The organism is Streptomyces sp. 4F14 (assembly GCF_048159485.1).
In the GTDB taxonomy this organism is placed as follows: Bacteria; Actinomycetota; Actinomycetes; order Streptomycetales; family Streptomycetaceae; genus Streptomyces.
The window spans coordinates 90,319-102,618 of record NZ_JBLRVY010000032.1 but is presented as its reverse complement, the minus strand read 5'-3'; the positions used below and the strand labels follow the sequence as shown (position 1 = coordinate 102,618).

Sequence of the window (12,300 nt, the reverse complement as noted above, 5' to 3'; positions counted from 1 at the left end):
CTGACACCGCCCGGGGGTGTTCCGGCCTCACTCGCGCCGGAACTCGCCGCCGCGCCCTCGGAACCGGTGCGGACACCGCCCGCCGATGCCCCGGCCATCTCACCGACCGTCCTCCCGCGCTCCGCACCAGAACCTCCCGCCGCCTCCTCGGATCCCGCGCCACTCTCCGCCGGCACCCCGGCCGACCTCTCCCACCCCATGCTCACCCCTCATGCCGGCCCTCCGCCCACGTCCACCCCGCCGGCCCCGACCCTGCGAGCGTCCGCATGACCGACCACGACCTCGGCCTCCTCTCCCCCGTCCGCGCCGGCACCCCCGCCGAGGCGGCCACCTCCGACACAGCCTGGCTCCAGGCCATGCTGGACGCCGAAGCCGCTCTCGCCCGCGCCCAGGCCGCCGTCGGAGTGGTTCCCGCCGACGCCGCGAAGGCCATCGGCGAAGCGGCTCGCGTCGAGCGGTTCGATGTCCGGGCGCTCGCCCTGGTCGCGCGGGAGACCGCGAACCCCGTGGTCGGGCTGGTCAGTGCCCTCAGCCGGGTCGTCGCCGAGACCTCGCCCGAGGCCGCCGGGTACGTCCACCACGGCTCGACCAGCCAGGACGTCTTCGACACCGGCGCGATGCTGGTCGCCGACCGGGTGCTCCGGCTGATCCGCGCCGACCTGGAACGCACCGCCGCCGCGCTGGGCGTGCTCGCCGTGCGGCACCGGGACACGGTGATGGCCGGGCGGACCCTCGCCCTGCACGCCGTGCCGACGACGTTCGGGCTGAAGGCGGCCGGCTGGCGGCGGCTCGTGCTGGACGCCCGGGACCGGGTGGCGGCTCTGCTGGACGGCGGGCTGCCGTTCTCGCTGGGCGGGGCGGCCGGGACGCTCGCGGGGTACCTGGAGTCCGGCCCGGTCGAACCGCTGCTCGATGCGTACGCCGTCGAGACGGGGCTCGTCCGGCCGCCGTTGCCGTGGCACGCGCTGCGTACGCCGGTCGCGGATCTCGCGGCCGTGCTGGCGCTGACCGCCGGCGCGCTGGGGAAGATCGCCGTGGACGTGCAGTCGCTCGCCCGGACCGAGGTCGGTGAGGTCGCCGAGCCGTCCCCCGCCGGGCGGGGCGCGTCGTCGGCGATGCCGCACAAGCAGAACCCCGTGCTGGCGACCCTGTTGCGCAGCGCGGCGCTCCAGGTGCCGGTGCTCGCGGCCGGTGTGACGCAGTGTCTGGTCTGCGAGGACGAGCGGTCGGGCGGGGTGTGGCACGCCGAGTGGCAGTTGCTGCGGGAGTGCCTGCGGCTGGCCGGGGGCGCCGCGCACACGGCGGTGGAGCTGGCCGAGGGGCTGGTGGTCCGGCCCGAGCGGATGCGCGCGAACCTGGAGCTGACCGGCGGCCGGATCGTCTCGGAGCGGATCTCTGCCGCGCTGGCCCCCTTCCTCGGCAAGGCGCGCGCCCGCGCGCTGCTGACCGACGCCTCGGCGCGGGCCGACCGCGACGGACGCGGCCTCGGTGACGTCCTGGGCGAACTGCCCGAGGTCACCGCGCGTCTGACGGCCGCCCGGCTCTCCGACCTCCTGGACCCCGGGGGCTACACGGGCGCCGCCGCCCTGCTGGTCGACGACGAGGTCCGCCGGCATTGACCCCTCCGAACGATCACTTTCCGAGAATTCCCGTACTTCTGAGAGGCGAATGCCGGACATGCCCATTCTCTGCAAGCCCGCGGTGCGCGTACCGGAATACGTCATCACGATGGAACAGACGCTGGATTTCGCCCGCGAAGCACATGCGGGAAAACCGCAATTGCCGCTCGCGCTGCGGCTGATAGAGAACACGGGGGTGAAGAAACGACACCTGGTGCAGCCCATCGAGAAGACCTTGTCCCACCCGGGTTTCGAGGAACGCAACCGTATCTACGAGACGGAGTCGAAGAAGCGCTGCCCGGACGCCATCGAGGAGGCGCTCGCGAACGCGCTGCTGCGGGCCGAGGACATCGACGCGATCATCTACGTGTCGTGCACCGGCTTCATGATGCCCTCGATGACGGCCTGGCTGATCAACACGATGGGCCTGCGCTACGACACCCGGCAGTTGCCCATCGCCCAACTGGGCTGCGCGGCGGGCGGCGCGGCGATCAACCGGGCCCACGACTTCTGCGCGGCGCACCCGGACAGCAACGTGCTGATCGTGTCCTGCGAGCTGTGCTCCCTGTGCTACCAGCCGGACGCCGACGACATCGGCTCGCTGCTGTCGGACGGCCTCTTCGGCGACGCGGTCGCGGCGGCCGTCGTACGCGGCCGGGGCGGGCCGGGCGTCACCGGTGTCCAACTGGCGCGCAACGCCTCGTACTTGATCCCGAACACCGAGGACTGGATCTCGTACGCCGTGCGGGACACCGGGTTCCACTTCCAGCTCGACCGCCGGGTGCCGGGCACCATGGAGCCGCTCGCGCCGGTCCTCAAGGACCTCGCGACCGGGCACGGCTGGGACGCCGGGGACCTGGACTTCTACATCATCCACGCGGGCGGCCCCCGCATCCTGGACGACCTCGCGAAGTACCTCGGGGTCGACGGCGCGGTCTTCCGGCACAGCTGGGGGACGCTCACCGAGTACGGGAACATCGCCAGCGCGGTGGTCCTCGACGCCCTGCGCCGCCGGTTCGAGGAAGGCCCGCTGCCCACCGGGGCGACCGGCCTGATCGCCGGGTTCGGGCCGGGCATCACCGCCGAGATGGCCCTCGGCACCTGGGTCGACGACCACCACCACGCGGGGAGGACCGCATGAACGACCACGACACCACGCCCACTTCGGACCGCGTGATGCGGCTGATCAACGGCTACTGGGCGACCGGTGTGCTGGGCACGGCGGCGACGTACGACGTGTTCACGCACCTGGAGGACGGCGCCGGCACCCCCGAGGAGCTGGCCGGGCGGGCCGGGATCGCGGTGCGCGGGGCGCGGGCGCTGCTGGACGGGCTGGTCGCGCTGGAACTGGTCGAGGTGGCCGGGGGCCGCTACCGCAACTCCCTTGAGGCGTCGGCGTTCCTGGTCTCCGGCAGGCCCGCGTCGCTGGCGGCGTTCGCGCGGCTGAAGATGGGGCACATGGGGTCGCTGGCCGCGCTGCCGGACGTCGTCAAGGCGGGCGGTCCGGTGTCGGACGCGGTCGTGGAGGTCGCCGACAACCCGCACTGGGAGAACCTCGTACAGGCCATCGCCGCGCAGTCCGTGCCCGTCGCGCACATCGCCGCGCGGGAACTCGGGCTGGCCGACGCCGGGAAGATCTCCGTCCTCGACGTCGGCGGCGGCTCCGGGGTGTGTTCGGCGGTCTGGCTCGGGCTCAACCCGGACGCCCGTGCCACGCAGATCGACTGGGCGCCGATCAACGCGATCGCCCGGCGGCTGCTGGCCGAGCAGGGGGTGGGCGAGCGGGTCGAGCACGTGGACGGCGACTTCCACACCGTCGACTTCGGCGAGGGCGAGCACGACGTCGTCATGTACTCCAACATCGCCCACCAGGAAGGGCCGGAGGACAACCGGGCGGTGTTCGCGCGGATCCGGCGGGCTCTGAGGCCGGGCGGCACGCTCGTCGTCTCCGACTACGTCACCGACGACGACCGCAGCGGGCCGCCGTTCGCGCTGACGTTCGCCGGGGAAATGCTCCTGAAGAGCCGGCACGGGTCCACGTGGCGGCGCGGCGACTATCACGCGTGGCTGACGGCGGCCGGGTTCGAGGAGGTGCGGTTCGTGGAGACACCGTCCCCGACGACCCTCGTCCTGGCCCGGTGAGGGGCGGCGCGGTGGCCCCCTGGGACGGGCCACCGCGCCGGGTTCTCAGGAGCGTTCCAGCTCCGGTGCCTGGCGCAGGATCTCCAGCTCCAGGTGTTGCAGGGCGGGGCTGGGCGAGATGCCGAGGCCCTCGACCATCTTCTTCTGGTGGGCCCGCAGCACCGACAGCGCGTCCGCCTGCCGGCCCGACCGGTACAGGGCGAGGGTGAGGAGTTCGCAGCCGTACTCGCGCAGCGGGTGGGCCTGGGTGAAGGCGACCAGTTCGGGGACCGCCATCTCGTGGCTGCCGACGGCGATGAGGGTGGCGCAGCGTCCCTCGGTCACCGACAGCCGCAGCTCCTCCAGGCGCACGGCCTCGGGCGCGACGTGCGGGGCGCCCGCGACCTCGGCGTACGCCTCCCCGCGCCACAGGGCGAGGCCCGCCTCGAAGGCGTACAGGGCCCGCTGCGGGTCGCCCCGGTCCAGGGCCTGCCACCCGGCGGTGGCGTGCTCCCAGAAGCGGTGCGCGTCGACCTCGACGGCCCGGCTGTCGAGGAGGTAGCCGCGTCCGCGCGTGCACAGCACGGTGGCCGGGGTGCGCGGGGCGCGGTGGGGTTCCAGCGCGCGCCGCAGGTTGGCGATGTAGGCGTGCAGGGAGGTGATCGCGGACTGCGGGGGCCGGCCCTCCCACAGGGCGTCGACGAGTGTGTCGACGGAGACGGGCTGGCCGACCTGGCTGACCAGCAGGACGAGTGCGGCACGCTGTTTGGGCGCCCCGAGGTCGACCCGGCGGCCGTCGACAGCGGCCTCGACGGGGCCGAGGACGCGGAACTCGACGCCGGTGACGGGCGCGCGGGGCGGCCGTTCCTGGCCGGGTCCTGCAAACCTCATGCCCGGCCGGTCCCGGTACCGCTCCGGGTCCGGGTCCGGGGGCTGGACGCCCGCCCGATCCCCGTACCGGCCCGGGGGCTGCCCCGGCTGGTCCCCGCACGAGCCCGAGGGCCGATCGTCCGACCGGTCCTGGCCCGGGTCCGGGTCCAGACCCGGGTGCCGCGCGTCCGCCCGCTCCGGGGCGCCGTCCCAACCCCCGCGCCTCACCCCCGCCCGCTCCGGACGCCGAGCGCCGGTGTCGAGGTCGAGTGCCTTGCTGACGTACTGCTTGAGTGTCTCGTTGGCTCGCCTGAGTTCGCGGACCTCGTGTTCGAGTTCGGCGATGCGCCGCGCACCGGTGCCTTCCGTCGTGGTGTCGCGGCGGGCGTCCCTGTCCCTCGTCTCCGTGTGCATAGATCTCTTGCCCCCGTTGCTGTGAATCCGTGCGTGCGGTCGTCTCTGCCACGGGGTCGCCGTGGCAGAGACGGTTCACCTGCCGCTGTAGGCGGGTATCTGCCCGCTCTCGCCCGCCGAGGTGCCGGCGTCGTCGTGGCGGTGGAACAGCTTGCTGGGCCACCACATCCAGCGGCCCACGTCGAGGGTGAGCGCGGTGACGAGCACCGAGCGCACCACGAGTGTGTCGAGGAGGACGCCGAAGGCGACGGCGAACCCGAGTTCGACGGCGAAGACCAGCGGCAGGGAGGCCATCGCGGCGAAGGTGCCCGCGAGGACGACGCCCGCCGAGGTGATGACGCCGCCGGTGGAGGAGAGGCCGGTGAGCGCGGCCCTGCGGGTGCCGTGCAGGGCGGCGTCCTCGCGGACGCGGGTGACCAGGAAGATGTTGTAGTCGATGCCGAGGGCGACGAGGAACACGAACGCGAGCAGCGGGAACGAGGCGTCGGCCCCGGCGAGGCCGAAGACGTGCTCGAAGACGAGGCTGCTCACGCCGAGGGCGGCGCCGAACGACAGCAGGACGGTCGCCATCAGCAGCAGCGGCGCGACCACCGAGCGCAGCAGCAGGCCGAGGATCAGCAGGACAACAAGGAGGACGATCGGGATGATCACCTTCGAGTCGCGGGCCGCCGCGTTCTCCGTGTCGACCATGATCGCGGTGGACCCGCCGACCTGCGCGTCCGCCCCCTCGATCTTGTGGACGGCGGTGCGGGCCCGGTCGACGGTGCTCATCGCCCCCTCGCTGCTGGGCTCGTCCTTGAGCTGGGCGAGCAGGACCGCTTCACCGTCCTTGACGACGGGGTCGCCGACGCCGGTGATGCCGGGTACGGCGGCCAGTGCCGTCCGGACCTGTGCGGCGGCGTCCGCCTTGGCGACGACGTAGACGGGGTCGCCCGAGCCCGCCGGGAAGTGCTCGGCGCGGATCTCCTCGCCGACGGCCATCTGCGGCTTGTTCGTGAACTGGTCCTTGTTGGACAGCCCGGAGGCGTTCAGCCCGAGCGCGCCGAGCGCCATCGCGCCGAGTACGACGACCGTCCCGGCCCACACCAGGCGGGGCCGGCCGGAGATGGCGTTCCCGACCCGGTCCCAGACGCTCTCCTTGGCCTGCGCCTCGGCGCCGTACACGGGCTTCTTCGGCCAGAAGATCCACCGGCCGCAGGCGACCAGGAGGGCCGGCATCAGGGTCGTCATGGCGAGCAGGCCGACGAGGATGCCGATCGCACAGGCCGGGCCCATGCCCTTGGTGGAGTTGAGGACGGCGAGGGTCAGGAGCATGAGGCTGACGGCGACGGTCGCGGCGCTGGCGACGATCGCGGGCCCGGAGCGGTAGAGGGCCTCGGCCATCGCCTCGTGCCGGTCCTCGTGGCGGGCGAGTTCCTCGCGGTAGCGGGAGATCAGCAGCAGCGCGTAGTCCGTGGCGGCCCCGAAGAGCAGGACGACGAGGATGAAGCTGGTCTGTTTGTTGACGACCAGTCCGGCGTTGTCGGCGAGGAGGTAGATGAACGCCTCCGCCGCCATCAGGGCCACGCCGACGGTGAGCAGCGGCAGCAGGGGCAGCAGCGGGCTGCGGTAGGTGAGCAGCAGGATCGCCACGACGACCAGGGCGGTGATGGTGGTGAGCGCGCCGCCTCCGCCGAACGCCTTGATGGAGTCGGCGCCGTACCCGGCGGGCCCGGCGACGTGGAAGCCGAGCCCTTGCGCGTCCTTCTTGCCGACCTCGGTCATCGCGTCGACGACCTTGCCGAGCCCTTCCCAGCCGGTCTTGTCCTTGCGGACCTGGACGACGGTCTGGAGGGCCTTGCCGTCCTCGGAGACGACCGGGCCCTGGGGTTCGCCGACGACGTTGGTGATGGACTTGAACGCGGTGGCGTCCGCGCGGGCCTTCGCGAGGTCGGCGGGGGTGGTTCCGGCGGCCCGGTCGTAGACGACGATCGCGGGAACGGTGTCGGCGGGCATCAGCTTCTGGGCGCGCTCGACGACGGCCGTGGACTCCGCGTTGCCGGGCAGCCAGGCCGAGTTGTCGTTCTCCTCCGCGTCACCGAGCTTCCCGGCGAGCATGAGCGCCGGGACGAGGATCACGGCCCAGATCGCGATGACGACCCACTTGCCCACCCTTCCGCTCGGCAGGGCGGCCAGTTTTCGCAGCATGCGTGTGTCTCCAGTGTTCGTGGGGGACGGGTGTTCCTTCGGGTCTCACGTGTCCAGGAGGCGGGCCCGGACGTGTCCGAGGGCCAGCAGCACCGGGATATCAGTGAGCAGCGGGAAGTGGTAGGCGAACGGACGGGGTCCGACCATGTCGGGCGGGCCGTCGTAGCCGCCGTCGGCGTTCTGCCGTGCCAGCAGCCAGGTGAGGGCGGCGCCGAAGGCGCGCGGTTCGTCGGCGTGGCAGAGGGTGACGATGCCGTAGGCGGTGCTGATGTCGTCGCTGGGTTCGCCGGGGCGCATGCCCCAGCCGCCGTCGTCGTTCTGGGTGTCGAGGACGGTGCGTTCGATGCGGGCGGCCATGGCGCCGGAGCGCAGGTCGTCGGGGTGGGCGGTGCAGGCGGCGAGCCGGACCCGGAAGAGGCTGTGCAGGCGCGAGCGGCTCCAGCCCGGTTCGAATCCGCCGTCCGCGTCCTGGTGTTCGGCGAGGAACGCGAGCGCTTTCGCGCGCTGGGGCGCGGTGGCGGGGTGCTGGCCGAGGGCTCCGACGGCGGCGGCCGTCATGCAGGGTTCGGACGAGGCGCCCGCGACGTACGTGGGGAAGCCGCCGTCGGCGCCCTGGACCGCGAGGAGGGCGGCGACGCCGGCGCGGACGGTCCCGGCGTGCGCGACGGGGTCGACGGCGTGCAGGAACTCCAGGGCGCAGGAGGTGTCGTCGACGTCGTTCTGGGCGACGGCCGGGGACATGGACCAGCCGCCGGTGAGGGGGGTGCCCCGGGAGAGGGAGGGCAGGGGGGCGCCGCCTCGTTCGGCGGCGAGCGTGGACGCCATGCGGCGCAGGAGGGCGAGGTCGGCGCCGGCCGCGTGCAGGGCGAGGCCGCCGGTGGAGGTGCACCAGTTGTGCATCTCCAGGACGAACGGGAAGCCGCCGTCGGGGCGTTGGTGGCGCAGGAGGGTGGTGACGCCGCCGCGGACGGTGTCGTCGTGGCGGCCGGTGCCGGCGAGGGCGTGCAGCACCAGGAGGTGCATGAGGGCGTAGCCCTCCCAGACGGTGGTGCCGGGGTCGGTGGCCAGCAGGGTGTCGAGGGCGGCTTCGGTGGCCGCGTTGTCGACGCCGAGGGCGGTGGCCAGGATCAGGGTGATCGCGGCCTGCTGGACGGCGGCCCAGGAGTGCAGCGGGTCGGTGGGGACGTGTCCGCCGCCGGGGAGTTCCGCGTCGGCGGGCAGCGGGCAGCCGAGGACCGACAGCACGGCGTACACCATGAGGCGACGGCGGCTGGAGATGAAGCCGGGCGCGGCGCCGAGGACGCCTGCGGCGAGGGTCCCGGCGAGGACGCTGTTGCCGCCCGCCGTGCGCCCGGCGGCGCCTTCGACGGCGTGCGTGGCGAGGACCCGGTCGAGGGGGTCCGGGGAGTCGAGGTGGCCGCGCAGGTAGCCGAGGAGGCGTTCGCGGGCCGGGGAGGCGGTGCCGGTGCGGGTCATCAGGGCGAGGGCGAGGGCGGATTCCAGGACCCGGCTCTCGCACTGCTCGCGTATCGCGCCGTCGTCGTCGGTCCTGGCGCTGATGTGGGCGGCCAGGCGGGCGGTGGCGCGGCGCAGTTCGGCCGGGGTGACCCCCTGGGGCAGGCACAGCGGGGCCGGGCGCGCGAGGTCGGCGATCTTCATGTCGTGCTCCTGTCTGGTACGGCCTGGACTGGATGGCGGAGGACGGGCCCGGCCCCGCAGGGGGGCCGGGCGGTGCGGATCAGCCGACGCTCTGGGCGAACCGGAAGAACCCGTACGGGTCGTACTTCCGCTTGATCCGGGCCAGTCGCGCGTAGTTCTCGGCGTAGTAGGAGCGCCGCCAGTCGGGCAGCCGGGGGTCGATGAAGTTCTGGTACGTCTCGCCCTGCGAGTAGGGGTCGATCGCGGCGAACCCGGCGTCGACGTACTCCCAGGCGGCGGCCTTGGCCTCCTCGCTCACGGAGGCGGCGTTGGAGGTGAGGTAGCTGACGGAGAAGAGGCTGTCGCGGTGGACGTAGGCGGTGGCGTCGCGGGCCACGGTGTTGGCCCGGCCGCCGAGGGCGGAGATCTGGAGCTGGCGCATCTGCCCGCCCGCGAAGCGGTTCCCGTTGAACGTCTCCAGCGCCTTGGCCCAGCCGTCGCGCGGCATGCCCCGCTCCTTGAAGAGGCGGCTGCGCCAGGCCCCGAACGCGGGGCGCTGGATCTTGCCGTCGGGGGAGGTGTCGGCGCGGTGGCACTGCTGCACGGACAGTTCGGAGCACTGGTAGAGCTGCATGAGGATCGCCCGGTAGGGGGCGGTGAACTTCTGCTGGTAGACCGGCGGCCGGCCGACCAGGGAGATCAGGCGGGCGATCTCGGCGTCGAACCCGGCGCCGGTGTCGACGGAGCCGAGGAACACGGACGCGGTCGGCACACCGTTCGGACCCGCGTCGGTGAGGGTGACGTTGACGCCGCTGCCGATCGTCCAGGGCGCGTCGGGCAGCCACTGCGTCCAGCCGTCCAGCATGTCGAGGGCCTGGTCGAAGGTCCACACGAGGTTGATGGCGGCGACGTTCGTCAGCGGCGAGGGGGTGATGTCGTACGAGGTGACGATCCCGAAGTTGCCGCCGCCACCGCCGCGCAGCGCCCAGTACAGGTCGCTGTTGCAGTGCGGGGACGCGGTGACGGTCCGCCCGTCGGCGAGGACGACCTGCGCGGCGGTCACCTTGTCGGAGGCGATGCCGATGCTGCGGGTGAACAGGCCCATGCCGCCGCCCTGGAGGAAGCCCCCGGCGGCGACGGTCGGGCAGTAGCCGCCGGAGATGCCGAGGCCGGCCGGGGCGAGGGTGTCGGCGATGTCGACGAGCTGCGCGCCGGGCCCCATCCGGACCGAACTCTCGCCCCGGGTGATGGAGTTGAGCTGCGACACGTCGATGATCAGGCCCTGCGTGGTGGAGTAGCCGGCCGCGCTGTGGCCGCCGCTGCGGGCGGCGACGGGGATGCCGTGGGCTGCGGCGAAGCGGACGCAGGCGGAGACGTCGGCGGCGGAGGCGCAGTAGGCGACGGCCTGGGGGGCCGCGCTGTCGAACTGGACCTGGTAGAGCTGTTTGGCCCGCTGGTAGTCGGCGTCGGCGGGGAGCACCAGGCGCCCCTGGAGGCGGTCGGCGAGCGTGCTCCAACGGCTGCTCACGGTCGCGGACCTGGGGCGCGCGGCGCCGGTCAGCGCGGTCGTGACGGCGGCGGCGCCGCCGACGGCGAGGAAGGACCTTCTGTCGATCATGGTGTTTCTTCCGTGTTCGTGAGGCAGTGCGTGCGGGCGGTCGGGCGGCGGGTCACGGGGCGCGGTGGCCGAGGACGAGAGCGAACGCCTCGGCCAGGGCACCGGCCGGGTCGGCCTCGGCGCCGGCCGCCCGCCAGGCCACGTGCTGGTCGGGGCGTACCAAGACCGCGCCCGCGCCCGCCGGGTCGGTGCCGGGCAGGGACCGCCAGGCGTCCTCGCCGAGGACGGCCACGGTCAGCGGCACCGAGAGCTTCTGGGCGACCTGCTCTGCGGCCTCGGCCCACGCGGTGCCGGCGGGGCCGGTGAGCAGGGTGAAGCCGGTGCCGACCAGGTCGTGGGTGGACAGGCGCTCGCCGTCCCGCTCGGTCCAGGTGTGCGGCAGGAGGTGTCCGGGGCGGGTCGTGGGCCGGTACACGTCGCCGAGCGGCGAACGGGCGGGCGGGGCGCTGCCTTCGGGGACGACCGCGCCGCGCTCGTAGGCGAAGCCGGTCTCGACGTCCAGGGCCTGGCACTCGGCCCGGTGGGTCGCGAAGATCTCCGCCGCGCGGGCACGCTGCGCGGCGCCGACCGGGGTCGGTGAGAAGTAGGAGAAGAACACCGGGGTACGGCGCTCCGGCGGCACGTGCGGGCCGAGGCCCACGGCGGCGTCGATGACGACCTGGTGGTGTCCGGCGGCGGACATCGCCCAGCCCAGGTTGAACTGGCCGACCGGGCGGCGCTCGGCCTCGTACGTGTCGAGCAGGCCGTCTCCCGCGCGGCCCGTCAGCACGGCGGCGAGCTTCCAGGCGAGGTTGTGCGCGTCCTGGATGCCGCTGTTGAGACCGAGCCCCACGGCCGGGGGCTGGCGGTGGGCGGCGTCGCCGACGACGAAGGCCCTGCCCTGCCGGTAGCGGTCGGCGATGACCGCCTCCACGCTCCAGCTCGTCACGTCGTGCAGGGTCAGCTCCAGTTCGGGCAGGCCCAGCACCTCGCGGATCCGGGCGACGACGGCCGCCTCGTCGGTGCGGTCGATGCCGATGAGCGGCAGGTGCAGGCCCCACTCCTCGCACCGCTTGCCCCAGGTCGGGCCCATCTCGATGAGCGCGCTGGACAGGTCGGGGCGGTAGGGGTTGAGGAACCAGGTGATGACCGAGCCCTCGGTCCACCACTCGGACAGGTCGGCGGAGAAGTACGCGGTGGTCGCGTCGAACAGGGCGGGCAGGCCCTCCATGCGGATGCCGAGGGCGGGTCCGACGGTGCGGCCCGCGTCGGCCGCGATCACGTACTGCGCCACGACCGTCGTGGTCTCGCCGGTCTCCGTGTCGCGGATCTCGGCGGTGACGTTGTCGGCGTTCTCGGTCAGTGCGACCAGTTCGTGCCCGAACTTGACCCGCCCCGGGCCCTGTTGCTCGGCGTGGCGGCGCAGGATCGGCTCCAGCCGGAGCTGCGGGAGCTTCGCGGGCAGGACGGGGCCCGCCTCCTCGTACGACGCGCGCAGGGCGCCGCCGCCGAAGGCGTCCATCTCGTGGATGACGCGGCCGTCCAGCGGGCCTTGTCCGGTGAGCGTGGTCTGCCAGCGGACCTTGCCGAACTGCTCGGGGCCCGCGGCGAGTTCGGTCACGTCGTCCGCCAGGCCGTACTGGCGGAAGATCTCCATCGTGCGCTGGTTGAGGTAGTGCGCCTTCGGCAGGCGCGAGGTGTCCGCGCGGCGCTCCACCAGGAGGTGGTCGATGCCGTGGGCGGAGAGGAAGACGGAGGCGGCGAGGCCGGAGCCGCCGCCTCCGACGATCAGGACAGGTACGTCTACGGTGTTCATGGTTCGTCCTTCTCAAGGGAATTGGTGAGAAAAAAAGG

At 73.3% G+C, this 12,300-nt stretch carries 8 protein-coding genes; 3 read left to right on the top strand and 5 right to left on the bottom strand.

The genetic code is table 11. The features are described 5' to 3' along the window. Window positions 1-266 precede the first annotated feature (266 nt). Genes pcaB through ACLZOT_RS40045 form a run of 3 tightly spaced genes read left to right on the top strand, consistent with a single transcriptional unit; the run spans window position 267 to window position 3,761 of the window. A complete protein-coding gene (gene pcaB / locus ACLZOT_RS40055) occupies window positions 267-1,619 on the top strand; it encodes a 3-carboxy-cis,cis-muconate cycloisomerase (protein WP_416974108.1) in 1,353 nt (450 codons plus the stop codon). Window positions 1,620-1,677: 58 nt separating this feature from the next. Continuing rightward, on the top strand, window positions 1,678-2,760 hold the full coding sequence (locus ACLZOT_RS40050) for a type III polyketide synthase (RefSeq protein ID WP_416974107.1): 1,083 nt from the start codon (window positions 1,678-1,680) through the stop codon (window positions 2,758-2,760). Then, on the top strand, window positions 2,757-3,761 hold the full coding sequence (locus tag ACLZOT_RS40045) for a methyltransferase (protein ID WP_416974106.1): 1,005 nt from the start codon (window positions 2,757-2,759) through the stop codon (window positions 3,759-3,761). The genes ACLZOT_RS40050 and ACLZOT_RS40045 overlap by 4 nt, the downstream gene beginning before the upstream one ends. Before the next feature lie 45 nt (window positions 3,762-3,806). Here ACLZOT_RS40045 and ACLZOT_RS40040 read toward each other — a convergent pair whose 3' ends face one another. From ACLZOT_RS40040 to ACLZOT_RS40020, 5 genes are all read right to left on the bottom strand, one after another. Further along, window positions 3,807-5,024 (bottom strand): AfsR/SARP family transcriptional regulator, encoded by a 1,218-nt coding sequence (locus ACLZOT_RS40040; protein ID WP_416974105.1) that lies wholly within the window; start codon window positions 5,022-5,024, stop codon window positions 3,807-3,809. A 75-nt stretch (window positions 5,025-5,099) separates the two neighbouring features. Then, on the bottom strand, window positions 5,100-7,211 hold the full coding sequence (locus ACLZOT_RS40035) for an MMPL family transporter (protein ID WP_416974104.1): 2,112 nt from the start codon (window positions 7,209-7,211) through the stop codon (window positions 5,100-5,102). Window positions 7,212-7,256: 45 nt separating this feature from the next. Continuing rightward, on the bottom strand, window positions 7,257-8,870 hold the full coding sequence (locus tag ACLZOT_RS40030; RefSeq protein WP_416974103.1) for a prenyltransferase/squalene oxidase repeat-containing protein: 1,614 nt from the start codon (window positions 8,868-8,870) through the stop codon (window positions 7,257-7,259). A gap of 79 nt (window positions 8,871-8,949) precedes the next feature. Next, the gene (locus ACLZOT_RS40025) at window positions 8,950-10,467 is read right to left on the bottom strand and encodes an FAD-binding oxidoreductase (protein ID WP_416974102.1); all 1,518 of its coding nucleotides are present in this window, start codon (window positions 10,465-10,467) and stop codon (window positions 8,950-8,952) included. Between the two features lie 52 nt (window positions 10,468-10,519). Continuing rightward, window positions 10,520-12,262 carry an FAD-dependent monooxygenase gene (locus tag ACLZOT_RS40020; protein ID WP_416974101.1) on the bottom strand — a complete coding sequence of 581 codons (1,743 nt, stop codon included), beginning with the start codon at window positions 12,260-12,262 and terminating at the stop codon, window positions 10,520-10,522. Between the last annotated feature and the right edge of the window lie 38 nt (window positions 12,263-12,300).